Genomic DNA, 25,138 nt, shown 5'->3' on the forward strand with positions numbered 1-25,138 from the left:
AAAGCAAATGTGACATTGAAAACGCAAAGCCTTCAGCCAACTAGCAGAAGGCTTTGCGCAATAAGTTAAAGTATTGTTTCTCCCACTACCTTAATACCATTAAATTCAAAGACATCCGAGTCCAGGTCTGAAAGATCCAAATTACCTTCAACCGTAATATTCGCGAATGACACGTTTTCAGTTGGCGTACCTGTAAGGATTAAATTTCCTTTTACAGTTACATTTTCAAAGGAAACTACGTCGGTAACCGATACCGTAACGTTACCTTTGTAAACTTTCGGTGCGTCAACTGTTCCTGAGAAATCTTCACCTGCTACGTCTTCAGTACCCGGTTCTTCTACAACACCTGCTACATCTACAATGCGACCTTCTATTTCAGTTGGAATTTTGTTTTTTAGTGATATTAATTGTTCTCTTAAGTTTTCCCAATCTGAAAGTCCAAGATCAGTTACTCGACCTGCTTCATAAGCTTTTTTAAGAACATCATAGCCGTCTCCACCTTTTGCAGTGAACGCGTTTGTTGCTACTGTATAGGTCTTAGCGTCTTCGATCTCAGTATAAGAACCATCTTCATTTTTATATTCAATAGAAACGACACGTTCTCCAGCAGGTTTAGAAGAATCGAATTTTACTCTTGCACCTGATACATGTAAGAAACCGCCACTTTCAGCAGGATATGCGCTCACGCTTAGTTCAAATGCTTCTTTTATTTCTGCACCTGTTAGCTCCATTGTTGCTAATGTGTTACCAAATGGAAGTACTGTGATTACTTCACCTACCGTGATTGGTCCTGCTCCAATACCAGTCCTAATTCCTCCACCATTTTGGAATGCCATTATAACATCTTCGTTATACTCTTTTGATTTAGCAAGCATGCCATCTGTAATTATATTACCTAGTATCGTTTCATTTTTTCGTACACTTGGTTTTGTATTATCTCCACCTGTACGTGGAGTTTCTAATGCAGTTAGAAGCTCTACTCCAATTTCTTCTTTCTCTATTTCCGAAATTTTATCTGCATATTTTTTCAGTAATTCTTTTGCTTCAGCATCTTCTGCTTTACCAACCGTTGCAATTAATTCACCTACATGTCCTATTACGACACCATTTTTATCAAATTTAACATCTAAAGTACCAAGGTAATCTGAATATTGATATGCTTGTACAATAATTGTTTTATCTTTCGCTTTCCCATTTCCATCTTTGTCTACAACTACAGGTTTGTCTAATTGAGTATGACTATGTCCACCCACAATTACGTCAATCCCAGCTACATTTGCAGCTAGTTCTTGGTCATTGTCCATAGCGGCATTATCATCAAAACCTATATGTGTAAGTGCAACGATTTTGTTAACACCCATCGCTTCAAATTCCTTAACCATTTTTTCTGCATCTTCAATATAATTAGATAATGTAATTTTCCCTGGACTGGCAATGTCTTTCGTTTCCGCAGTTGTAAGTCCAAAGATACCGACTTTTTCCCCGTTTATTTCTTTTACAATTCCCGTGTAGATATTGCTTTTTTTAGGTGTTGTAGAGATTTTCGTATTGAACAATCCATCAAACAATGGATCTTTCGAGAAATCTACGTTCGATGATACAAATGGGAAGTTTGCTGCTTTAATGAAGTCGACCAATGCTTTGTGACCTTCCGCTGATGAACCAAGGTCAAACTCATGGTTTCCAAATGTCATAGCGTCGACCTTCATTAAATTCATAAATGCTAAGTCTGCTTGGCCTAGGAATTCATTGAAATATAAAGTACCTGAGAATACATCTCCTGCATTTAGTAACAATGCATCCGGTTTAACTGTGCGTACTTCTTTCACTGCTGTAACAAGCCTTGGTGCTTTGTCCGTATTCGCATGTATATCATTTACGTGCATTAATGAAAGGTTAAACGTTTTTCCATCATCGATGATTGGTGGATTCGGATTCGGGTTTGGATTCGGGCTAGGGTCCCTATCTGAGCCTGTGTTTCCACCACTAGTACCACCGCTATTGGATCCATCAAAATTCACAATAACATCTTTTAACGTTATTCCTTCTGGTAGGTCAAAACTACCAACTTTTGTACTATCTCCTAAAGTAATTGTCGTACCTTTAAGTTTAACAATGACTTTTCCGATTTCCCCGATTGTTAAGAGCTTCAAGTCAGTCTTGGATTCGACAGTGACATTTTTGATAGTGGCTGTTCCATCAATCGTCAATGCATTAGGCGTGTCCACTGTAAGATTGTCCACTGACGCATCAAGCGTTGCTTTTGTCGCACCGTTTTTGATGGTCACTTTTGGCAATGTAATTCCCTTATCCGCTTTTAAGTGGACGTTCGATAGAAGGGTGAAGCCTTGGGCTGTTGAATTCCCTTTTACTTCAATTAGTACTTTTTTAATCTTCGACACTTCAACTGTTTGGATGACAGAGTCCGTGAAAACAATACTTGGTTCTTTCATTTCTACAGCAGCTGTTGAAAACACTTTATTGACTTGGCTTACTGAGGTTTTATCGGAAAGATTTATTCCGCCTAAAACTGTCATTTTATTCGCTTTGAAACTATTTTCTACTTCTTTCCCTATCTCCAAATCGACTGCAATCGTTATGTTTTTCAATGAAACATAATCACCATTAACACGTACTGTTCCTGCAAATTTAGATCCTTGTCCATCTAGTACAACATTGTTTGTTTCATTGCCATTCGCTGTAAGTTCAATTGAAGCAATTTCAATGAGTACGCCGTCTTTAACTGTATAGTCTAAGACTGCTCCTATAAGAGCTGTCGAATTGGAAGCATTCAAAACTTTCTTCATGTCTGCGGACAACGCATATGTTCCAGTCGATAGCTTAACTGACTCATTTGTTACGCTAACCAGTTTTCCCGTATTTTTAACTGTAGAGTCATTTTGCTCAACAAGGGAAGCCGTTTCACTTCGAACGATTAAAGAAGCCATTTGCCCTCTTGTAACAAAAGCATTCGGTTCAAATGTAGTTGGAGTGGTGCCAGTTGTAATTTCATTTGTGATCAAAGCTTGGACATAATCTGCAAACCAGTGTTCAGCTTTTACATCTTTAAATGGGCTATTCGTAAGCTTGGCTTCTTCTAGATTAAATCCGATACTTATCATCTTGGCTATGTGCGCACGTGTCAGTGACCCACCAGGCTTAAATGTCTTATCGTCATACCCTTTTACTATGCCTGCTTCAACAAGGGCAGCAATTGATCCATAATGCGGGTCAGTCACTTTCAAATCTTTGAATCCCGGGTTTTTCACGTTTTTTGTGTCTAATCCAATTGTTTGCGCTAAAACGCTTGCGATTTGTCCCCGAGTTACTGACTGATTAGGTTTAAAAGTACCATCGGCAAAACCTTTTACTATACCTCTAGAAGCCAGACTTCTAACACTGTCATAGAAATGATGACTTTCTATGTTCTTTACATCAGAAAATGTGGGAATTTTCACCTCATCGGCTTGTATATATACTGGTGCAGCTACTGCAAATGTTCCCGTTGCTACTGCTACAGCTAATGACGCCCCGAATACTTTTTGATATGGATTGTTATGCTTCTTCATTTACTGACCTCCTTTAATCGTATGTAATTTGAGGATTAAGTTAATCCTTAAATTAAGGTTACCATTTTAAATCCCTTTAAATGTTAAGTGATTATTAACATTGAGGTGTATTGTTATTTCATTGTAAAAAGTGTTAAATTTATATTGGAATTTTAATGAGATCACTGCGTGGCTGTCCATTTTATCTATTTACATCAATCCACTCCTGTTCATAAATTTCTTCCCAAATGACATGAGGTCAATAGTTTATCTATATCTCACATATGTCCACTTCAAGCATACAATCCTATTAGCATTACTTTAATTTAAATATTCCAATAAATTAATAGATTTTCGACCTAGTAGTAAGTTCTAGTAGTTCACATCTTCTTAACTTAAAAAATATTTTATGTAATTATGTAAGAAGTAGTAGAAAACTTTTTCTATATTTCAAGCGTATTTCCGGTGCCAGTCACTCACTCAACTATTATTCCCCCGAAAAATATATTTTTCCAACGCCTTAAAGCTAGAAATTCGACATTTAGTTCGCTTTTGAAAGGAATATTTCAATTTCATATGATTATCGTCGTTTTAAAACGACGATCGAATCACTTAGTACGCCTATGGTTCTTAGATAATCGTTGTAAACTTTTAGAGAATTTATCATTTTGTTAATACTGGAAACCGCATACTCTTCTTTCATCAGGTGTTCTTTGAAACGAACAAACGAGAATCGGGAAAGTGGTTGTTCTTCTCCTACTGCCTTTTCCGTTAGAAACTGTTGGAATCCTTTGATGTCTGAACCGTAGGATTCAATCGTTCGAGGGGAACGTCCTTCTTCAAAGAGCCAGTGTTTAAACGATTCAATGGATGGTTGCATGTCTTTTCCTCCTTGTTAAAAAAAGAACCATGGATACCTCGTTAGGAGGCATTCATGATTTATCTACGTTTAATGACCTGAATGAGCAACTGGATTAAAAGCTCTATGCAGGGAGAAATCACTGGAATCGGTGGTCTCATGTTTAACCCTTCCTTCCTAGCTTTGGTTTGTTGGTTTCTTGAAAGAGGGTTAATTCTTTAGCGACTTCCGCCAACACAGTTACTAGAATGATAGTCGCAATTGTTTTCCACATGGAAGCATCTCCTTTAGATTTGATTTTACAAACAGATGAACTCACGCCAGTATTATAATTACTGTGGTGAGCTTTTAGCCTATAAAAACCGTTGGTTTGTTGACCTAGCAACCTTCTCGCCCAATCCACTTATTGATAAGTAGAACGGTCGTGAGATGGCTAGCTAAGTTGTCTAGTTTTGTCGTGAGCTTTAGTAGATTATCGACAACAGTTTTCTAAGCTGAACCTCATCATTTTTCGTGATGACTTGCAGACACCATTCTGGCGAATCGGGATAGAATCCAATCGTTCCTGACCACAGATTCCCCTCCCTATCTTCAACGACCATCAATTCATACAGTAAGGTGTTTGGTGTAACTTCAAACAGTTCTTGCGGAATCAACACTGCATCCACTTCGTCCATGCCAAGTTCCAGTCCTTCTTCACCTACGTCTTGTGCAATAACTTTAACTCCATGGTCTTTCCGCAACCTGTGAATAAACCAATGGACTTCTCTTGAAATGAGCACACCTTGATTGTCATGTTTTGTCATCCTAGGCACCCCTGTGAAATTCTGCTTGAGGACTCTTAATAGAACGGTTCTTGTAAAGCAATCTTGATTCCTTCACCAACAACAAGTCCATCTGCTCCATCTTTGATTCATTATTCTTCATACTAAATCCCTCCAATTATAATAAGCCCTACCTCTTCAAAGGAAGTAAGGCTTGCTGATACTATTCAGAGTTATAATATATGCTTGAAAAAGCAGTTGAAACAGAAAAAGTCCTTCAATCGATTGCTCGATTGAAGGACTAGTTTCTTTGGTGTCGTACTCAGCCCTCAGAATTGTGTTTGAGTTGTATGAGTGACTGGCACCGGGATATTAGAGTTCTTGTTTTTCTTCATGCAATCGAAGTGAATTTACTGAATAGTATCATGCACAGTGGTCGACCCCCTTAAAACGGACAAAATAGGGTATAGAATATACAAAGCCTTATTATTCTATTTAAAGGAGAGGTTATTATGTATATCCGGAAAAAGTTAAAAAAGCGTCGTTCAACATTTGAAACAAAATTATATGCGGTTACACAAGTGATAGAGTTCAACCGAAACAAAAGGCTTGTTGCCGAAGAAATTGGCTTCAGTGTAAATTCAGTAATTAATTGGGTCAAAACCTTTGAACAGCACGGTGAGACTGGTCTTCAATCGAAAAACCCAGACTTACTATCAGATGATAGGATTGAATTAGAACGCCTACGTTGCTTTGAGACGAAATATTATCAACAACAAGAGGAGATTGAAATTCTAAAAAAGTTCCAGGTCTTTCTCAAGGAGAACGAAAACAAAAGTCATATGATGCCATAACTTCTTTGAGAAAGGAATATTCGGTTGAAAGACTTTGCAAGACACTTGGTGTATCAAAAAGTGGGTATTATGATTACATGAAGCGCCCACAACAAGGACCATCAGAACGCGATCTTCGAGATATTAAAGCTATAAAACGAACGTATAATAAGAGCAAAGGTACTTATGGTTGTAAACATATTGCAGGAGAACTTAAAGAAAGAGGCCACATTATAAACCATAAACGCGTGGCCAGATTAATGCATGAATTGAATTTAGCATCTAAGATAAGAAAGGCAAGAATCACTAGAGAAACAAGAACAAACCTTGTTGGCCATGTTTATCCAAATATATTAAATCGAAATTTTGATGTAGATTCTCCGAATCTAAAATGGGTTATGGACCTCACCGAAATCAAAGCAGAGGGCGCAAAACTGTTCATTTCAGCTATTGTTGATTTGTTCAATCGAGAACTAATTGCGCTGGCTGTTGGTTCCAGGCCGATTTATGAGCTAGTGGAAGCTACTATTCATATGGCAATGAATGAACGTGATCTTCAGTCGATGAAAGGCATTCTCTTCCATACCGATCAAGGAAGTGTCTTTACATCACTTCAGCACCATAAGAAATCAAAGGAACTTGGCTTTACGCCAAGTATGTCGAGAAAAGCAAACTGTTGGGACAACGCGGTCATTGAAAGTATCTTTTCTCACTTCAAAACCGAATTTGATTTTCATTATCCTTTGAATAATTATGCACAGGCTAAAATCGACTTACTGGCCTTCCGCAACTACTTTAACGATGAGAGAAGCCAAAAACGTTTAGGGTATAAGACACCTAAAGCCTTCTTGGAAGCGCACTTGTTACCTCAAAGCTAGTATTTAACTGCGTCCGATATATAGGGGGCAAACCACAGGTACCTGAAATTTAACAAAGAGAATCCCCTTGGGTCTCAAGAGACCTAAGGGGATTCCTCACGTTTCCTATAATTCATTTAATCCAATCATAGTGATTAGATAATCATGGGTTACCAGAATCATATTAGATTCTGTTGTCATAAATTTATTACTTATCGTACAACAATTGGTGATACAGGGTTTGTAGTCCAAGTTGTACCAGCATCAGCAGTAGTTAATACTACTGATTGAGTTTTACCGTTTACCTTGAAAGTAGCAGTTATTGCGTCAACTGCATCAACTGTTCCAGCAACGACAATTTTATTATTTACTACTGTTACAGAAGTAATTGAAGCATCCGCGTCAGTAGTTGCAGTTGCTGCTAACGGTGTATCAAATACTACAGCACTGCCAGTAACTACTGGAGTAAATGTAAATTGTAGTCCAGCGATTGTAACGTTAACCGCAGAAACTAAATCAGCTACATCTAATACATCAAACGCTGCTAATGCTGCCGCTTTGTTTTCTAATGTAGATGTTGGTAAAGCATATGCCTCTCCAAAGTTAGCCCAAGATGCTGTAGTATATTTATTAGCATCAACTAAAGCTGGGAAGCCAGCTGCAGATTTGATTGCAGTAGTAGCGTTAGTGATTGCTGTTTCTAGAGCAGTTACATTCGCTGGAGTAATTAAAGTTTTTTGAGCTGGTGATAATACTTTATATGCATTATTTACAGCCAAAATTTCTGTATTTGTCGAAGCAGGTGTTAAAGCTTCAATTTTTTCAGTAACTAATGCAGCCGCACCAGCCTCAGTTGTTCCACCTGAAGTTTGACCTTGAATCGCAAATGTTACTGTATCATCAACTACTGTATAAGATGCAGTAACTTGATTTGCAGCAAGGATAGCCAAGAATCCAGTTGCTCCATCAGGAATTGTTACTCCACCAAGACCTTTAAATACATAAGTCTTACCAGTTTCACCAGCATATTTAACTGGAGTTTTACCAGCAAATGTGACTGTTTTTTTAGTAGTATCATAAGCAGTGATTACTCCTGTATGACCCGCAGTAGGTACTTCACCGACTTTAGTGAATGAAGCAGTTGTCTTTTCCGCTGTGAATGCGAATGTTTTTTGTGCACCTGTTGGTCCAAATAGAGCATTACCTGTTGCAGTTACTTCAACTGATGTTGTAGAGTCAGTAAGTGGTTTCACTAGTAAATCACTAGTAGATGACACAGTAATAGCACGTTGTGGTGAAACTGTTTTCCATACACCATTGTCATTTACTGATACATCTGCTGCACCAGAATTCGTTAATGTGTAAGAAACATTTGAAATACTTGTTGTAGCAGCATTAAATGGCAAACCACTTTGGTTAGTTAAATCCACTTTAAATGTTGCAGTATCTCCCCCATTAAATTTAGCAGTTTTAGTAGCACCATTGTATGATGTTAATGCTGCACCAGCTAAATATTGAGCTTGGAAATGAGTGATTGGTCCAATTGCAGTTGGCTCACCATTATCTAATTCTGCCAATGATGCATCGGAAGTATTAATATCAACCCAAGCAAGTGGTGTTACATAATCATTTACTAGATTGCTACCAACTACAAACGTTGCTTCACCTTTAGAGTTTGTTTTGACTTGAATTTTTCTAGCTTGAGCACCAGTATGGAATACTTGTGTTGTACCTGAAGTATCGATGAAAGCAGCAGCTGTGTTAGTAGCAATTACTTTATCCAAATCTTCGTTAAAGCCAACATTTACAGTTTCATTTACTGCTACTGTGCCATCTTTCTTCTTAACAACAACTTTATATTCACGGCCGCCATTTGAAGCACCGATTGCAGCAACTTCGCCTACACGCGTCATCTCAAGAGTATATTCAGCTTGAATTGCACCGAATGTTACTTTTGAACCTACTGCTTGTAGTGCTGATGCTTGATAATTTTTAGAATAACCTGTAGCACTAGTGTATGCAGCTTCAAACACTACAGGAGTAACCGTTGCATGGTTACCAGATAATGTGAATGTTGCTTGACCATTTGCATCAGTAACGATTTGTGCTGCTTCTGTTACAGTGTTATTGCTAAGTTGTGCAACTTTCACACCGTTTACTGTTACATTTTGTGCTTTATCCGATGAAACATTGATATTTTCTAGTGCTGAAACATTCAATGTTTTACCTGATTGAGGTTTACCAGTCTGTGCATCTTTATAAGTAACTTTATAAGTTTTGTTAGCGCCGTTGTTGATTGTAGCACCAGTAGTTACTTCTTCAATGTTAAGAATAGTGTCAACACCCCAGAATACATAACCAAGGCTACGTACAGCTGGCGCACCAGTAGGGTAAGCTACTACTGAGTCTCTACCTGCAGCATATTGAGTGTAAGAGAATTGTGCAATTCCGTCTGCATTTGTTACTGCTTCAAATACTTGGTCTTTGTTAAGAGTAGTATTTGTATCAGCTTTAACGTTGAATGTTACAGGAATACCTGCTTGTTTAACGCCAACATCAGCAGAAAGGATAGCTTGTGCTCCAACTTTACCTTGAACTGACTGTGTAGTGATGTCAATTTTAGTAGGAATTACTGCAGAAACACCTGTGAATGAACCAATTGCTTTTTCATTCAATGTTACAGTGTATTTCTCTCCGCCTTTTTGAACAGCAGTTGTAAGAACTACTACTTTGTTGTCAGATTGTTTAACTGCTGCGTTAGAAACAGTCAATCCGTCAATTTTGAAGTTAAGAGAGTTGATGTTATCAACTGCATCTTTGAAAGTTACTTCAACAGTTGTAGCGTTAACAGCCTTAATCTCTGTAGAACCTACTACTCCAGTTGTAACATCAGAGAAGTCAGTTTTTGTTGTTTTGTAAAGGAATGTAGCGAACTGTCCGCGAGTAGTTGTTTCCTTAGGATTGAACGCTGGTGCAGCCGGGTTCGTGATGTCGAAGAAATCAAGAACGTCGATTGCTGGACGTGCTTCAGCTTTCGCTTTTCCTAGGTCAGTAACGTCTTTCTTGAAATCTTGTCCTGCAACATAAGTTGTAAGATCGATTTCATGAACGCGGTCAAATGCGCGAACAAGAACGACTGCCATGTTTTCACGAGTGATATTGCCTGTCGCGTCTAATTTACCGTCTGGAGTTCCTACGAATACGCCGTTGTCTTTAACAACTGCAGCATATTTTAGAAGCTCGTCGTTAGATGTAGATTTAAGATCTGCGAAACGTGGGTTTGTTTTGTAATCTGTTGGTACTACTGACCCTTCAGCTACAAGCCATTTACCCATCAATTTCACAACGTCAGAACGAGACAACGTTTTGTTCGGCAAGAAAGTACCGTCTGTGTAGCCTGTGATAACGCCTGCATCAGAAAGAGCGTTGATAGCTTCTTCGTGCGTGTTACCTTTCGTATCTTTGAAATCTGCCGCGCTTGCTACTGGTGCTACTGCGGATGCTACTAGTGCTGCTGATGCAGCCCCTACTAAAAATTTGCTGTACTTAGATGGTTGGTTAGCCATTGAATAATTTCCTCCTCTTAGATAGAAAATAAATTTGTGTCAACTACTTCCACGGCAAAATGAAAGATAGAAGTCATTACAGATTAAAGTATAGATAATTACGACAAGGATGTCAATTACAAGTTAGTAATATAGTAAATCCCTTTGGAAACATTACTAGATTCCTGAGCCGCTTCTACCATTCTATCGCATATCTGATATATATCAAGTATTTTACGACTTTTGGTTTAAAGTTACAGAACGATTTCAATTGTTAGTGTCTAGTTACTGCTGATTATGTATTTGGAATTCCTTACGCGGTTTCCAGTCTTTTCGCCTTACCTATGCGTGTTTAAGTGGGAATTATATGGTTTTCTTGGTCCACATAAACATCGAATTCTTTTATTTTCATCTGTTTTGAATTTATGGCGGAAAATGGTTTTCTTTCCAAATCGGGAGGATTGTCATTCATTACTTTGGGTGTCAGTAACTGGCACCCAGGGCTTTGCTTGTCGAGGCCTTTCGCTTTTCGGTATTGGCTAGTTCCAGCGCCTAGCCCATCGAATCGCTTCAGTTTTGAATCAATGGCAAAAAGCGCCATTGCTTTCAAACCCTCCAGTGCTTGTCGGGGCTTAACAGGCGCTTCCGCTTTTCAAGCTTGTCTAGGCTTCAGGCGTCAGATGCTCGGGTCATAAGCCGACTCGGCTGTGCGGCAAAGAACGCCGCTTCGCCAATTCGTCTTATGCCTGCCGCATCTAGGCGGCGCCTTTCGCTTTTCTTTGTTGTCTAGACTCCAGTGCCTAGCCCCTCGAGTCGCTTCAGACTTACTGATAATGGCAAAGGGCGCCATATCAGCAAGCCTTCAGCGCTTGTCGGGGCTGAGCAGGCACTTCTGCTTTTCAAAACAAAAAAACTCGAACAGATGGGAACTGTTCGAGTCTTTTTGTGTGGTCAACCAACCAAATTTCGATCTGCATGGCGTTTGTTATATATTTTATAGAGGAAATTATCCTTACACTTTAGTATTCTAGCACCACTTTTACTGGAATACAAGAGTGTCAACCTTATTTTTGTTTGAAAACTTCAAATAAGAATTTTGGCAGATTCATTTGCCTTTTAAGACGACTTGGTTCTTTTAGTAGACGATACAACCACTCCGCACCCATTTTTTGAAATGCGGCGGGTGCTCGCTTGACGTTACCTGCAAGGACGTCGAATGAACCACCAACGCCTTGGTACAACGTTGGGTATAGGTTGTCTCGATGTTGTTCAATCCATTGCTCTTGTTTTGGAGAGCCCATCGCAACGAATAGAATATCAGGCTTGGCCTTATTGATAGTTTCTAAGACTTTACTAGTGTCTGATTCATAGCCATCCTGTGTTCCTGCCACGATGAGATCTGGATAGGTTTGTTTCAGTTGTTGTGCCGCCTTATCAGCAACACCTGGTTTCGCACCGTACAGGAATACCGCACGCCCAGTACGTGCTGCTTCCCTAACAATGCGGTCCATCATGTCAATTCCGGTAATGCGTGACGAGATACTGCCCTTTTTTAATTTAGACGCAATGATAACGCCAATGCCGTCCGGGATTTGGAACTCGGCTCTGTTAAGAAGCGCTTTTAGTCCCGGGTCTTCTTTTGCTTTCATCAGCTTTTCCGGGTTGATGGCTACGACGAGTGATTTCTTCTTGTCTTCGATGTTGCGGAAGACTTTCGGTATTAACTCGTCGTAGTTTTCGGTGTTGACTTGAACGCCAAGAATGGTCTCTTTCATATAGAAGAAAGTCCTTTGTTCTTGCCATCGCCGAGCTTAAAGAAACGGAATCCGGCTTGTTCCCACTTGTCTCGGTTGAGTGCATTTTTCGTATCGAGTACGAGTGGTTTTGTGTCGCCAGTGTTCACTGTTTCAGGATTAAGGTTTTTAAATTCCGTATGATCCGTTGTCAGGATAATCAGGTCGACGTCTTGAAGCGCTTCTCCTAGTGATGCCCGTTGTGTTGGGTGTTGCAGTTCTTTGATATGTGGATCGAATGACGTTACTTGTAGATTCAAGTTTTGAAGTTCTTTAATAACTTCCGTCGAAGGGCTTTCTCGTAGATCGTCGACATCTGCTTTGAATGCAAGACCGAGTACTGCAACGTTACCGCCCTGAATGCCATGCTGTTCGAGAAGTGCTTTTGCTTTTTGCGCTGTGAATTTCGGCATGCCGTTGTTCGTCAGGCGTGACTTCTTAATGATGTCCGAGTTTTCCGGGCTTAATTCGACCAAGAACCATGGGTCTACTGCGATACAATGTCCGCCTACACCAGGTCCTGGCGTATGGATGTTAACGCGCGGGTGGAAGTTGGCAAAGCGGATAGCTTCCCATATGTCGACGTCGATTGTTTCAGCGATTTTTGCGAGTTCGTTGGCAAACGCGATGTTAACGTCGCGGTACGTGTTTTCCATTACTTTGACGAGTTCCGCTGTTGTTGCGTCAGTTAGGTGGATTTCCCCTTGGACGAACGTTTGGTATAGCTCTTTTGTCATCTCAGCGGATTCAGGTGTGATGCCGCCGACGATGCGGTCGTTGTTAATGAGTTCTTCGAAGATCTTGCCTGGAATGACGCGCTCTGGTGAGTGTGAGACGAATAGTTCTACGCCTAGTTCTAGGTTTGACTTGCGAAGCTCAGGCAACATAACGTTTTCTACTGTTTTTGGAGGTACTGTTGATTCGAGAATAACTAGTGCCCCTTTTTTTAGGTAAGGAACGATTGACGCTGTTGCTTTACGAATGTACTCCAAGTTTGCTGTGTTGTCTGGGTTGATGGGTGATGGGACGGCCACGATGTAGACGTCTGCTTCGACAGGTTGTGTTGAAACCGTGAAGTACCCTTTGTCGATTGCTTCTTCCAGACGCTCTTGAAGTCCGTTCTCTTCTATATGAAGTTGTTTGTTTGCGATCATGTTAACTGCTTTTTCGTTGACGTCCATGCCGTGTACGCGGACGCCGCTGTTGGCGAACATTACTGCTGTTGGTAGGCCTATGTAGCCTAGTCCGATGACGCATATATTTTTATTTATAGTAGATTTCATAGTAATTTTCCTCTTTTCTAGGAGTTCTTGATGGCGGTTCAATGTGGAGCTAGCTGCTGCCACACTTTGAAAGTGCTAAATGGTGTCAGTAACTTGCACCAGACAGCTCGTTGATTATAACACATTCGGTGTTTAGGTTGCTAGGCGCTAGCGTACATCAGCTGGCGCTTTTGACGGTTATTGGGACGTATGTGCCTTGTTTAACCGTGCGACCATTGGTATTTTTCAAACCCGGATGGATGATGAGTTCATAGGAAGCGCCGGGTTGCAGGTTTTTGTTAGGAACAATTTCAATTGTGTTATTGGCCTTTTGGTTGATGGTGATTGGGACAGCTACGCCGCCTACTTTAACTAGTTCTATATTATTGGACGTCTGTGCGTTGTTAAAGTTCATTGGCTGGGTAAATTGGATAGTCATTTTTTTAGTCGTTGGTACATTGTCGAGATTGTCGATTTTTTTGTAGTGCTTGTTGCTGAATGACTCGTTGAGGAGCCGCTGATGGATGTCTAACAGTTCTTTGTTCGATTCGGTTTTGATGCTAGGTTGGATACCCTTTTTATGGACAAGCGTACCTTTGGGTCCTGTGAAGTGCCCAATTGTCAGTTTGAGTGCACTGCCGTCATTGAATTCGAAGAAGGATTGGACACTGCCCTTCCCTTTTGTCGTTTCGCCTACTATTGTAGCGGCTTGCTGATCGATGAGGGACGCTGCGACGATTTCAGATGCAGATGCGGAATAGCGATTGACGAGCACATATGATTGTTTCGGAAACTTCGTTTTGGTTGGTATCGGTTTAATCATTTTGTTGCCTTCGCGTGTAGATAGGTAGTAAGCGTTGGTGACGCCTTGATAAAATCCAAGTAGCTGTTCGGCGCTGTCGACGTAGCCACCGCCGTTATAGCGCAGGTCGACGATGAGTCCGGTTGCTCCTTTTTGTTTGAGCTTCGTCCAGTGTGCTTCCACTTGCTTGCCCAGGTCGGCGGAAAACGTGGCGATTTTTATGTAACCGATGTTGCCGTAGAGCATGGATGATGTGATTGGGTGCTCTGGTGCTGCTGGTGATTTAGTCGATGTTGTTGCAGCTACGTTTGGGATTGACGATGGTTGGTGTTCATCCACAGCAACGGCCGATAGATAGGTACGGTATTCCCCGGCGGACATGAAGCGCGAGTATTCGTCGAGTGAGTTGACGATTTCATCTACGTTTTTCATGGTGTTGAGGTTTTTAGGGACGTCACCATAGTAGTAGGTCTCGACGAAGAATTTGACGTCGTCGAGTGTACTTGCTTGGGCGATTGGTGTAAATAGGAACAGGGTTATGATGGCGATGAATGCTGTTTGGATTTTTTTCAATGTGGTGAGTCCCCTTTCACGGGTATGTTCTTTTATATTATAACCTATACCCAGTTTTGAAGTTTGTAAGATGGTTGGATTTGGTATTTTGTTGTTTAGTTTGGTGGAAATGTTGTTTGGTTATGCGTGTTTTTATTTTTGTGTATAGAGTTGGACCCAATACGGTTTTCCTTTGGCGTCGGTTGCATAACCAGTACCGACGTGTGTGAAGTTGTTGTTTGCGATATTGGCGCGGTGAGTTGGCGAGATCATCCATTCTTTGACGACGGATTCAGGTGCGATGTAGCCTCTTGCGATATTTTCACCGTATGCGATCCATTTATAGTTGAATTTCTTCAGCATTTCATCGACAGTGCCATATGTTGGTGATTTGTGGTCGAAGTAGTTATTTTTCGCCATGTCTTGTGCTTTGGCTTTAGCGATTGCTGAGAGATCAGCGTCGAGAATGAGTTCTTTTACGCCTAGCTGTTTGCGCTGTTTATTGACAAGTTCAACTGTTTTGAGGGCATTGTCCTGGGTGTCAATAACTGGCGGCATAGGATCGGGCTTGGATTTGTCCATATACATGCTGCGGGCTTTGTCATAGTAGATGACGCCTTTTTCGCGCTCAATTTCGAATTTGGTGGTGCGGTCGATAAATGCCGCCATATGTGCGCGGGTTACGATATCGTTTGGCTGGTACATGCCGCCTGGCGGTGTTGTTGTGATACCGAGTTCGGCGAGTGTCGTGATGTAGCCGTAGTTTTGGTTGAGCTTAATGACGTCTTGGAAGTTGATAAGGTCATTGTCGTCGACGATTATTTTATAGCCCAATGTTAGTATTTTGGCCATTTGCGCACGTGTGAGTGGCTCGTTCGGTCGGAATTTGTCCCCGTCGGTGAAGATGCCACGTTCGGTGAGTGCGCGGATGTGATCGTATGCGCCATGGGCCGGACTGACGTCTTGGAAACTCGGTTTGAATGCGGCTGTCGGTTTGGCGTTGATGGCGAGTGCTACGACTTTTGCTGCTTGGGCTCGGGTGACGGGTTCGTTGAGGCGGTAGGTTCCGTCTGGGTAGCCGTTGATCAGGCCGCGGGTGGAGATTGCGTCAATGGCTTTGTGCGCCCAGTGTGCGGTTGGCACGTCTGTAAATGTGGCAGCTTGTGCGGCTGGTTGGAATGCGATTAGTAGAGTTGCTGAGAGTAGTAGGGTTGGGATGTGTTTTTTCATGGTAGTGCCTCCTTTTTCTATGATTATACTATGTTTTGCGGGGGTATTGAGAGGTTTGTTGTTTGGTTGGAAAAGTTTAAAGCCCCTTGCTGGTGGCGAGGGGCTTGTTTTTATTGATTTCTTAGTAATCGATTGATGGATTTTTGTTGTCGCAAGATAGAACAAACGTTCTTTTTGTGTTATGATAGAGTTGGTAATTGCATATGAAGTGTGGGCGGTTGGTCACTTCCATGAGAATGGAGGTGATGCCAATGTCGACTTACGAATCGATAAATTTGCTAATTCAGCTTTGCACTGTAATGTTAGCAGCCTTTACAATTGTAGTCACATTGATCATTTTCTTCGTAAAAAAGAAATAACCGTCCCCCGCTGATAAGGTATGACGGTTATTTCTGTCTAAAACCGGATCAACCGCTCTTCTTGCGGTTTGCAGTTGCTAGGCCGAGTGTTAGCGCACTCGGTCTTTTTTTATGTTATGCGTTTCTAAAGACATTATACCTTTATTCGGTGATTGTTTCAAGAATGGTACTTTTTATTGATTACAATAACGGTGGATTTGGAACTATGTGACGTTCTTTGTTGCGCCAGTTGGTTATCCAGGTTTCGAGTCGGTCCATGGCGATTTCGAGTTGGTCGAATGCGTAGGCGTAGGAAATTCGTATGTGACCTTCCCCGAATGCTGTGAAGGCGGTGCCTGGTACGACGGCGATTCGGGCTTCATCGAGCAACGTGTGGGCGAATTGTTCGGATGTTAGGTTGAACTCTTTAATAGAAGGAAAGATGTAGAATGCGCCACCCGGTTTGACTGTCGGAAGGCCCATGTTGGTGAGCCGGGTGTAGATGTAGTCGCGACGTAGGATATAGTCCGGGTTCATTGCCACAGGGGTTTGTTGGCATTCGGTTAGTGCGCAGATGGCTGCGTGTTGGGATGGGACGCCTGCGCAAATGGTGTTATAGGCGTGCACTTTGACGGCTTGTTGCATCCACTGGGCGGCGGCGAGCAGGAAACCGATGCGCCAGCCTGTCATGGAATGGGATTTGGACAGGCCGTGGATGAGGAATAGTTTGTCTTTTAGTTCAGGATATTGAGCGAATGAGCGGTGTTCCCCTTGGTAGGTGTTTTCGCTGTAGATTTCGTCTGAGATGATGAAGATGTCGTGTTTGGCGAGTGTTGCGGCTAGTTCGTCCATCGTTTTGTGCGGGATAGTGACGCCGGTTGGGTTGGATGGATAGTTGAAGACGATTGCTTTTGTTTTGGGCGTGATGAGTTTGGCGAGTTGGGCAGGGTCCGGGATGAAGCTGGTTGTTGTTGTGTCGAGATAGATGGGTGTGGCGCCGGCAAGTGTAATGAGCGGTTCGTAGCCGGTGTAGATGGGTGCGGGTACGATGACTTCGTCTCCATTATCGAGAATTGTGCGGAATACGGTGTCCATTGCTTGGCTTGCGCCGGTTGTGATGATGATTTCGGTTTGTGGGTTGTAGGTGAAGCTGTATTTATCGGCAAAAAAGGTGGATACGGCTTGCCGGAGTTCGAGGAGACCGGCGTTGTGTGAGTAGGTGGTTTTATTGTCGTCGATTGCTCTGTGGGCGGCTCGTTTGATGGGTTCGGGTGTTGGAAAGTCGGGTTGGCCGATGGTTAGATTGATGGCATCGGGGTAGTTTATGAGCTGGTTTGAGATTTTGCGGATGCCGGATGGTTCTATTTGTTGGACGCGCGGGTTGATGGTGAGTGACATGGTGGTTCCCCCTTTTTGATTGGTGGGTAGTAGTATATGCGGGATGTGGGGGGATGATTTTTGGGGTGTGGTTTGGTGTTGAGGGGGTGTTGTTTAGTTGGTTGGGAATGTTGTTTAGTTTCGGCGGGATGTTGTTTGGTTGGATCGGAGTGTTGTGATGTTTCGACGGGATGTTGTTTGGTTGGATTGGAGTGTTGTGAAGTTTCGACGAGATGTTGTTTAGTTGGATTGGAGTGTTGTGATGTTTCGACGAGATGTTGTTTAGTTGGATTGGAGTGTTGTGATGTTTCGACGGGATATTGTTTGGTTGGAAAGGTGAGTTGTGAAGTTTGTTTGATTCGTTGTGAACTCTTGGATTTGATTGGTCAAGACTTTTTCCAACCATCTTTTGGCTTGCTAAAGACTTCCCTTTCTTCTGCTTGTTAAGTTATTTCTTGGTTCAGATTCTTGAATTCTTCTGCGGCATACTGTATATTGAAAGTAGATATAGTAAAGAATAAAAAGGACCGCTTGACGTGTCTAGCGTCAAGCGGTCTGCAATAGCTAGGTTCCCTGCAAGGGGATCGGCAGACAAACGGGATAACCCATCTGAGGCCTAACTCAAGGATGGGTTATTTTTTATTTTTATGGTCAAATGAGAGTATCAACACGATTAATGTTGCAAAAGCTACCGCGAACATCAACGCCTCGAATACTGACATTGGCACCACCCCCTTTCATACGGGAGTGAGCCGACCACCCTTGAGTTTTCCTATTCTATTGTTCTCTCATTGTACCACACGTATGTTCTGAATCGCTATTGTAGTTTATCTTTTATTGGACTTCTCTTTTTATATTTTGAGGACGTTTCTTAGTTTGGCGGGGGCGTTGTTTACTTTCTTGGATACGTTGTGGAGTTTTGGGTTTGATTTGTATATAAAGGTAGCCGCCCGGTGGAGAGGGCGGCTTTTTGTGTTGTTATTTATGCAAGGGTAATTTGTAGTCCCAGGTGTAGATGGTTCTTGGTGGTGTGCCTTTTCGGTTGAGTCGCAACTGGCGGAATATGATGCTGGCGGCGGATTTTGAGTTTAATTTGAGAAATTGGCGGAGCTGTTTGTTTGTGAGTGTTGGGCTGATGAGCAGGTACCAGTCGGCGACGGCTTGTTCGAGTGCGCCTTTGTTGGGTTTTCCGCCAGGGCTGCAAATCCATGTGCGGCCTTGGGTTCTTGGCATGATGGCGTTACAGTCGGGACAAAGGACGCCTTTTTTTAACTCGAATGGTGAGATGTTGTGTTTTTCGCTAGCGGGAATTCGTTTCCATTTGACTTGGTTTGTGTAAAGTTGGTTGGCAATTGTTGTGATTTGGCGCGGTGTGAGTTCGTCTGGAATGTCCGGGAGTCCTCGGATATATCTGGGTAGCTGTTTCGCGAATTTGAGCGGTGTGGATACGGGCATTTTGGGGATTTCGGTCCGCTCATTTGCCATTACTAGGATTGGTTCTACGGGTAAATCGATTTGTTTTTGGTTGAGCCATTTTTCGACGACGTACGTAGCGCGGTCTAGCTGATGGATGATGCAGTCGAATTTTTCGATTGTGCCGTCGCCAGAGATTTTGGTAGTTTTTCCGGATGCTTCGTCGAATAGGACGGTGCCAGCGTAATTTTTGATTTCCAATAGGATTGCGCGTTTTGGGGTTAGGATTAGAGTGTCTAGCTGGACGCGGAAATTGGGGTTGATGTCCACGGTTATGTTTTTCATGATGGCGGAACCTTTGGGGAAGTCGATTTCGTTGAGGATACGGTCGACTTTAAGTTCGCCGGAATAGCCGAATTTCGTCTGGTATAGTTTGTTGCTTATTGTTTTGTACTGCTGGTGATTGTCAGGTAGCCGGGCGAGCAATCGTTTCAGGGGTACTAGATCGTCCGGCGGTTGGCGTTTTGTGTAGATAGGGATTCACTCCTTTCGGTGGTCTGAATATTCTTTGTTCAGTGGTAGAATAGCAGGTTTTGAGTGAGGTGGCAAGGGGTTGGGCGGGAGTGTTTGTTTGGTTTAGTTGTTATGTTGCTTACTTTTTGGGATGTGTTGTTTAGTTTGATCGGTATGTTGTTTTGTTTGATTGATACGGTGTTTAGTTTCACGGATGCGTTGTTTAGTTTCGTTAATAGATTGCTTAGTTTGATCGATACGTGGTGAACTTCTTTATTTTATTCGGGACTGCCCTTTTCTAATTAGCTTTTGACTTCTACTTTTAGAGTTGAAGGGCATAAAGGAAGCCATCCGGTGTTCCGGATGGCTGATTGGGTGGTGATTGTTTATTTATTCAAAAGAAAGGTATCTTAATCTAGAATGTAAACGGCGGGTTTAGGAAACTAGACAACGTTTTTATCAATCTGCTCAACTTTGTGTGCACGACGTTTTTTCCATAGATCTTCTGCGGCGCCGGATCCTAGTATAACGCCGGCAATGATGAGGGCTAGGCCGATGAGATGGCGATAGGTGATGATTTCGCCAAGGAATAGTGCTGAGCCGATTAGGGAGAACATGGTGTTGAAGTTGATGAAGATGGCGGCTTTGGCTGGACCGACTTTTCCGACTGCGTAGTTGTAGAGCATGTGTCCGACAGCTGTGCCGATGATGGCGCTTGCTGCGAAACCGAGCCAAAACATGGGTGGTACGGTGGCAAATGCTTTGATTTCACCGGGTTCTTGAATCAGGCTAATGATGAGTAGTACCGCGCTGCCGACTACCATCATATAAGCGGTCATGATACGTGGATCCAGTGTTTTTGCTGCTTTTGCGATGACTAGGAATGATAATACTTGAGCGGCGATTGAAATGAAGATGAAGCTATCACCGAGCGCGAGACCGCCAATTCCCCCGCCTGCTAAAACGACGGAACTGACGCCGCCTAGGCCGACTAAGAAACCAAGCCATTGCACTTTAGACGGGTAATTCCGCATGATAAGTGCGACGGAGATCGCCGTCAGGACTGGGCCTGTTCCGAGTATCAGTCCCGCGTTTGTGCCGGTCGTGCGAACAAGTCCCATGTTCAGGAAATAATGATGGAGAACGACATTGAGCATCGCGCCTCCTATGATGTATTTCCATTCATTTTTTGTTGGCAGGCGAAGCATTTTGAACGCTGCCAGAATGATGAATACCGTGATGCCTGCGAGCAGGATACGGAATGTTGTCATGGTAACTGGTCCGACATATATGAGCAGATATTTGAGGAGTGGCAGGTTAAATCCCCAGATAAGCATTGCGGTAGTGAGGAGTGCGTAGATTCTCCACATGGGGCCGTCCCCTCCTTTGGTTGGTGATGATTGGTTGTTCGAAGTACTGTAGGGTAAGATGGCAACTTTTTACTAGAAGTAAACAACGTTTATTGGATACTTAACAACGTTATTTCTTATGTGTCGGGTTTGATAATGCTTAAGTATACACCTTTTAAAGCGTGGTAGTAGCTGCCTAAGTAATTCTTATGCGGTTCGATGAAATATTTTACCAGACGGCGATTGCCCCGTCGGTTCGGGATTCGGTGCCGCCTGATAGAACTCCGGTTTTAGGATTTCGCCAGATGATTTGGCCACGACCAAATGAGCCTGAGTCGAGGGTTGGCTGGATTTGGTGACCCAGTCTTGTTAGTGCTTGGGCAAGATGGTTTGGGAAGCCCGGTTCGACGTGGACTAGATTGTCTTTTATCCACTGCCAGCGCGGTGCGTCGAGGGCTGCTTGTGGATTTAATTTGTAATCGATTGTGTTGATGGCTACTTGGAAATGGCCTTGAGGTTGCATGTATCCGCCCATGACGCCGAATGGTCCGATGGCTTGGCCGTTTTTGGTTAGGAAGCCTGGGATGATGGTGTGAAATGTTCGTTTGCCCGGTTTTAGTGCATTTGGGTGATTTGGATCTAGCGAGAAGTCGGCGCCACGGTTTTGGAGTGCGATTCCTGTGCCAGGAATGACGATACCGGAGCCAAAGCCCATGTAATTTGACTGGATGAAGGATACCATGTTGCCTTCCCCATCTGCCGTTGCCAGGTAAACTGTGCCGCCTTTTGGAAGTTCATACGGTTCTGGACATGTTGCGGTTGCTGTGATTTTGGCGGCGCGTTGTTGTGCGTACGTTTTGGATAGAAGGTGTTCGGGTTTAATTGGCATATCGGTTGGTTCCGTGATGAATGCTTGTCCGTCTGTGAATGCAAGCTTCATAGACTCAATTTGTTCATGAAGTGATTGTGTGTCGTGCGGCACTGGGCTGTTCATTTCCGATAGGATGTTGAGTGCCATGAGTGCGATCATGCCTTGGCCATTTGGCGGAATTTCGTGAACGTCGTAGCCGCGGTAGTTTGTAGAGACGGGTTCTACCCATTCTGGCTGGTAGTTTGCCAGATCAGATTTTGTGAGAAAGCCACCGTGTTGTTGCATGAAGGTGTCGATTTTGTCGGCTAGTTCCCCCGTGTAGAAGGATTCTCCATTTGACTCCCCAATGGATTGTAGTGTGGCGGCGTGATCTGGTGATTTCCAAATTTCACCGATTTCTGGTGCTCTGCCGTCGGGCGCGAATGTGGTGAACCATGCGTCGAATTCTTCTGTTGTGAATGAAGTGCTGTATTTTTTGTAGGCGGTGTTCCAGTATTTACCGAGAATCGGCGTGAGCGGATAGCCTTCTTCGGCGTAGCGGATGGCTGGTTCGAGTGATTCTTTCAATGGTAGATTGCCAAATTTACGTGCGAGTTCCGCCCATGCTGCGGGTACTCCTGGGACGGTGATTGGCGTCAAGCCATAGACTGGCATTTTGTCGTGGCCTTGCGCTTTTACGGCGTCGATTGTGAGAGATTGCGGTGCCGGGCCGGAAGCGTTGAGGCCATGCAGTTTATTGTTGACCCAAACGAGTGCGAATGCGTCGCCGCCGATACCGTTTGATGTTGGTTCGACGACGGTAAGTGCGGCTGCGGTCGCGATTGCCGCATCGATTGCGTTGCCTCCCCTACGCATAATTTCAATGCCTGCTTGTGCGGCGAGTGGCTGTGAGGTTGCGACCATGCCGTTTTTTGCGAAAGCGGTATGGCGTATGGATGGATTTGGGTTGTAAAGGTAGTCCATTGGTGGTTCCCCCTTTGATGTTGGATAGTTCTGTGAGTTTATTATACTGGAGATGGAGGTTTTTAGGGAGGCGAAGTTTCTTTAGGGGGATGTGGATGTGGGGAAATGATTGGTTGATTGGGAGATATGATCGGTTGACTTGGGATATGCTCGGTTGCTTGGGAGATTTGATTGCTTGGTTTGGGATATGCTCGGTTGGATGGGAGATATGATTGCTTGGTTTGGGATATGCTCGGTTGGATGGGAGATTTGATTGCTTGGTTTGGGATATGCTCGGTTGGATGGGAGATTTGATTGCTTGGATTGGGATATGCTCGGTTGGATGGGAGATATGATCGCTTGGCTTGGGATATGATTAGTTACGTACAAGATATGATCGCTAGCCTTGGGATATGCTCGGTTGGATGGGAGATTTGATTGCTTGGATTGGGATATGCTCGGTTGTATGGGAGATATGATCGCTTGGCTTGGGATATGATTAGTTACGTACAAGATATGATCGCTAGCCTTGGGATATGCTCGGTTGGATGGGAGATTTGATTGCTTGGATTGGGATATGCTCGGTTGTATGGGAGATATGATCGCTTGGCTTGGGATATGATTAGTTACGTACAAGATATGATCGCTAGCCTTGGGATATGCTCAGTTGTATTCGGAATATGATCGCTTGGCCGGGGATATGCTTGGATGCATGCGGGATATGATTGGTTTGGTGCTAGTTTTGATTGAATACTATTTTAAAGGCTGTTTTCATTGGACGGATTACTAGTTTTATTCGTAGAAAAGCGCTTCAAAGTTCATGAAGCGCCGACTCATGCTTATTTGTATTTTCATTCATGATATAAAAACTACCTTTCCCCTTTCCTTCGTGTGATAGTCCGGATCGGGCAAGGAATCTCGTTGTTACTTGTCTGTCATTTAGCAACATGAAACTCCTGAATTCCCTGTTGGTTATTCGGTTGCCCATGAGACATCTCCAATCTGCAAGCGCCGCAATATGATATTCAGGTCCAGTATGATTACACGTCGGACATGCCCATTTTCTAGGCTTCCACTTCATTCCTCTAGTGTTGCATGCCGGACAAATGACTCCGGGTAAAATATCAATTGGGGATATATTCATCAATTTGGCTAATGGGAAAGGATCATATTCTTGATGGTTATTTCTTAATTCGAATGCCAATTTCCGTATGGTATCTTTGCTTATGATTTCTTTATCGACGGATAAGGAATACAAATAAGTCGGAGTTTCATTGGTGAATGTGATTTTAGTTTCGGGAACGTTTTCGAAGATTAACTCATTGGTGAATGCGAAAGTAACAAGTCCGCTAATCGGGATATCGATTTTCCTTTGCTTGAGCCATTCATTGAGAAATAATTGCTTGCGATTGAGCTCAGCGATGGGGTTGCTCAACACTTTTCGTTCACCTGTCGGGGATTCCTGGATGAACTGTGTGGGGTTTGATTTCACGATAATTTTCCCAGCAATGTTTTTCACCTCGATAATAAGAATGAAAGCTGGCGTAATAAGTACCGAATCCATCTGAAAATAAACGCCGTTCTGTTTCAAGCAGACGTCGTGCAAGATAGCGTGTGGATAATGGGGTTTGAATTCTAGTAGATGCTTGTCAAAGTGTTGCTCCCCACCATAGCCTGCTTTTCGTATTCGAAAGTCCTCTCTGACTCTAAGCATTTCGGCATGTGACGGCTGTAATCGGGGCATTAATGCACTTAATCCAATTAGTATTTTCGGCATTGATCTTTGTTTATAAATCAATTTTTTATCACCTCTTGAAAATGATATCAGAATTTTTGGTGGTTTTATATACTTTTCGCCAAAGCCGAATTATGTATTTGTTAAACAGTGGCATGATTGATATTTGATAGGGTTTTTGGCTATATATTTGAGATTTGAACACTTGCTCTTTTTGGTGGGCGGTGTATTGATTTACCGTTGGCTGGTCGGGTGCTGGATATGATTGGTTGGGCTTAGGATATGCTCGGTTCTGTGGGGTTTATGATTGGTTGCTCAGGGTTATGCTCGGTTCAATTGGAGATATGATCGGTTGCATAGGTATATGCTTGGTTGAACAGGTTATATGATTGGTTCAACATCCTATATGATCGGTTTCCCGCTTTGGCGGGTGGTATGATTTTAGATCTATGCATTTGACTTAAATCTGCTTTTGGCCGAGGCCAAAAGCTTCCTTTCTAATTAGTTTTGGATTGCTCGCGCCGGGATATGCTCGGTTGCGCGGGAGATATGATC

General features: G+C 42.9%; 18 protein-coding genes. 3 read left to right on the forward strand and 15 right to left on the reverse strand.

Annotated features, from left to right (window positions below):
• Positions 1-65: 65 nt before the first annotated feature.
• From ACP8HG_RS13895 to ACP8HG_RS13905, 3 genes are all read right to left on the reverse strand, one after another.
• Positions 66-3,569 (reverse strand): 5'-nucleotidase C-terminal domain-containing protein, encoded by a 3,504-nt coding sequence (locus ACP8HG_RS13895; RefSeq protein ID WP_438296847.1) that lies wholly within the window; start codon positions 3,567-3,569, stop codon positions 66-68.
• 559 nt (positions 3,570-4,128) lie between these two features.
• A complete protein-coding gene (locus tag ACP8HG_RS13900; RefSeq protein ID WP_438296849.1) occupies positions 4,129-4,428 on the reverse strand; it encodes a site-specific integrase in 300 nt (99 codons plus the stop codon).
• Positions 4,429-4,871: 443 nt separating this feature from the next.
• Positions 4,872-5,213 carry a hypothetical protein gene (locus ACP8HG_RS13905; protein WP_438296851.1) on the reverse strand — a complete coding sequence of 114 codons (342 nt, stop codon included), beginning with the start codon at positions 5,211-5,213 and terminating at the stop codon, positions 4,872-4,874.
• A 470-nt stretch (positions 5,214-5,683) separates the two neighbouring features.
• On the opposite strand from ACP8HG_RS13905, the gene ACP8HG_RS13910 reads away from it, so the two are divergent.
• Positions 5,684-6,025, forward strand: a complete 342-nt coding sequence (locus tag ACP8HG_RS13910; RefSeq protein ID WP_187045315.1) for a transposase — start codon at positions 5,684-5,686, stop codon at positions 6,023-6,025.
• 5 nt (positions 6,026-6,030) lie between these two features.
• On the forward strand, positions 6,031-6,882 hold the full coding sequence (locus ACP8HG_RS13915; protein WP_187045316.1) for an IS3 family transposase: 852 nt from the start codon (positions 6,031-6,033) through the stop codon (positions 6,880-6,882).
• A gap of 191 nt (positions 6,883-7,073) precedes the next feature.
• Here the strand turns inward: ACP8HG_RS13915 and ACP8HG_RS13920 are convergent, their stop codons facing one another.
• The 6 genes from ACP8HG_RS13920 to ACP8HG_RS13945 form a co-directional block, all read right to left on the reverse strand.
• Positions 7,074-10,427 carry an S-layer homology domain-containing protein gene (locus ACP8HG_RS13920; RefSeq protein ID WP_438296854.1) on the reverse strand — a complete coding sequence of 1,118 codons (3,354 nt, stop codon included), beginning with the start codon at positions 10,425-10,427 and terminating at the stop codon, positions 7,074-7,076.
• A gap of 331 nt (positions 10,428-10,758) precedes the next feature.
• Entirely contained in the window at positions 10,759-11,016 is a 258-nt protein-coding gene (locus ACP8HG_RS13925) for a hypothetical protein (RefSeq protein WP_438296856.1), read from the reverse strand.
• Positions 11,017-11,470: 454 nt separating this feature from the next.
• Positions 11,471-12,181 carry a WecB/TagA/CpsF family glycosyltransferase gene (locus ACP8HG_RS13930; RefSeq protein WP_067213010.1) on the reverse strand — a complete coding sequence of 237 codons (711 nt, stop codon included), beginning with the start codon at positions 12,179-12,181 and terminating at the stop codon, positions 11,471-11,473.
• On the reverse strand, positions 12,178-13,470 hold the full coding sequence (locus ACP8HG_RS13935) for a nucleotide sugar dehydrogenase (protein WP_438298660.1): 1,293 nt from the start codon (positions 13,468-13,470) through the stop codon (positions 12,178-12,180). The genes ACP8HG_RS13930 and ACP8HG_RS13935 overlap by 4 nt, the downstream gene beginning before the upstream one ends.
• A 169-nt stretch (positions 13,471-13,639) precedes the next feature.
• Positions 13,640-14,836 carry a S41 family peptidase gene (locus ACP8HG_RS13940; RefSeq protein WP_438296859.1) on the reverse strand — a complete coding sequence of 399 codons (1,197 nt, stop codon included), beginning with the start codon at positions 14,834-14,836 and terminating at the stop codon, positions 13,640-13,642.
• Positions 14,837-14,968: 132 nt separating this feature from the next.
• The gene (locus ACP8HG_RS13945) at positions 14,969-16,045 is read right to left on the reverse strand and encodes an S-layer homology domain-containing protein (protein WP_438296861.1); all 1,077 of its coding nucleotides are present in this window, start codon (positions 16,043-16,045) and stop codon (positions 14,969-14,971) included.
• Positions 16,046-16,296: 251 nt separating this feature from the next.
• Between ACP8HG_RS13945 and ACP8HG_RS13950 the strand changes: the two genes are divergently transcribed.
• Positions 16,297-16,404 (forward strand): putative holin-like toxin, encoded by a 108-nt coding sequence (locus tag ACP8HG_RS13950; protein ID WP_222617994.1) that lies wholly within the window; start codon positions 16,297-16,299, stop codon positions 16,402-16,404.
• A gap of 180 nt (positions 16,405-16,584) precedes the next feature.
• On the opposite strand, the gene ACP8HG_RS13955 is transcribed toward ACP8HG_RS13950, so the two are convergent.
• The 6 genes from ACP8HG_RS13955 to ACP8HG_RS13980 form a co-directional block, all read right to left on the reverse strand.
• The gene (locus tag ACP8HG_RS13955) at positions 16,585-17,781 is read right to left on the reverse strand and encodes an aminotransferase class I/II-fold pyridoxal phosphate-dependent enzyme (protein ID WP_438296863.1); all 1,197 of its coding nucleotides are present in this window, start codon (positions 17,779-17,781) and stop codon (positions 16,585-16,587) included.
• Positions 17,782-18,392: 611 nt separating this feature from the next.
• Positions 18,393-18,482, reverse strand: a complete 90-nt coding sequence (locus tag ACP8HG_RS13960) for a putative holin-like toxin (RefSeq protein WP_222617995.1) — start codon at positions 18,480-18,482, stop codon at positions 18,393-18,395.
• 256 nt (positions 18,483-18,738) lie between these two features.
• Positions 18,739-19,659, reverse strand: coding sequence for a nuclease-related domain-containing protein (locus ACP8HG_RS13965; protein ID WP_438296866.1), 921 nt, complete (start codon positions 19,657-19,659; stop codon positions 18,739-18,741).
• A gap of 470 nt (positions 19,660-20,129) precedes the next feature.
• On the reverse strand, positions 20,130-21,056 hold the full coding sequence (locus ACP8HG_RS13970; RefSeq protein WP_187045904.1) for a DMT family transporter: 927 nt from the start codon (positions 21,054-21,056) through the stop codon (positions 20,130-20,132).
• A 208-nt stretch (positions 21,057-21,264) separates the two neighbouring features.
• Positions 21,265-22,869, reverse strand: coding sequence for a gamma-glutamyltransferase family protein (locus ACP8HG_RS13975; protein ID WP_438296868.1), 1,605 nt, complete (start codon positions 22,867-22,869; stop codon positions 21,265-21,267).
• Positions 22,870-23,659: 790 nt separating this feature from the next.
• Positions 23,660-24,625 (reverse strand): nuclease-related domain-containing protein, encoded by a 966-nt coding sequence (locus tag ACP8HG_RS13980; RefSeq protein WP_438296870.1) that lies wholly within the window; start codon positions 24,623-24,625, stop codon positions 23,660-23,662.
• Positions 24,626-25,138 lie beyond the last annotated feature (513 nt).

It is taken from the genome of Sporosarcina sp. FA15, assembly GCF_051550195.1.
GTDB classification, from domain to species: domain Bacteria; phylum Bacillota; class Bacilli; order Bacillales_A; family Planococcaceae; genus Sporosarcina; species Sporosarcina psychrophila.

What these genes read in the sequence shown, in the direction of transcription:
- ACP8HG_RS13895 (WP_438296847.1), bottom strand. Translation starts at nt 3,569, where the DNA reads ATGAAGAAGCATAACAATCCATATCAAAAAGTATTCGGGGCGTCATTA.
- ACP8HG_RS13900 (WP_438296849.1), bottom strand. Translation starts at nt 4,428, where the DNA reads ATGCAACCATCCATTGAATCGTTTAAACACTGGCTCTTTGAAGAAGGA.
- ACP8HG_RS13905 (WP_438296851.1), bottom strand. Translation starts at nt 5,213, where the DNA reads ATGACAAAACATGACAATCAAGGTGTGCTCATTTCAAGAGAAGTCCAT.
- ACP8HG_RS13910 (WP_187045315.1), top strand. Translation starts at nt 5,684, where the DNA reads ATGTATATCCGGAAAAAGTTAAAAAAGCGTCGTTCAACATTTGAAACA.
- ACP8HG_RS13920 (WP_438296854.1), bottom strand. Translation starts at nt 10,427, where the DNA reads ATGGCTAACCAACCATCTAAGTACAGCAAATTTTTAGTAGGGGCTGCA.
- ACP8HG_RS13930 (WP_067213010.1), bottom strand. Translation starts at nt 12,181, where the DNA reads ATGAAAGAGACCATTCTTGGCGTTCAAGTCAACACCGAAAACTACGAC.
- ACP8HG_RS13945 (WP_438296861.1), bottom strand. Translation starts at nt 16,045, where the DNA reads ATGAAAAAACACATCCCAACCCTACTACTCTCAGCAACTCTACTAATC.
- ACP8HG_RS13950 (WP_222617994.1), top strand. Translation starts at nt 16,297, where the DNA reads ATGTCGACTTACGAATCGATAAATTTGCTAATTCAGCTTTGCACTGTA.
- ACP8HG_RS13955 (WP_438296863.1), bottom strand. Translation starts at nt 17,781, where the DNA reads ATGTCACTCACCATCAACCCGCGCGTCCAACAAATAGAACCATCCGGC.
- ACP8HG_RS13960 (WP_222617995.1), bottom strand. Translation starts at nt 18,482, where the DNA reads ATGTCAGTATTCGAGGCGTTGATGTTCGCGGTAGCTTTTGCAACATTA.
- ACP8HG_RS13970 (WP_187045904.1), bottom strand. Translation starts at nt 21,056, where the DNA reads ATGTGGAGAATCTACGCACTCCTCACTACCGCAATGCTTATCTGGGGA.
- ACP8HG_RS13975 (WP_438296868.1), bottom strand. Translation starts at nt 22,869, where the DNA reads ATGGACTACCTTTACAACCCAAATCCATCCATACGCCATACCGCTTTC.
- ACP8HG_RS13980 (WP_438296870.1), bottom strand. Translation starts at nt 24,625, where the DNA reads ATGCCGAAAATACTAATTGGATTAAGTGCATTAATGCCCCGATTACAG.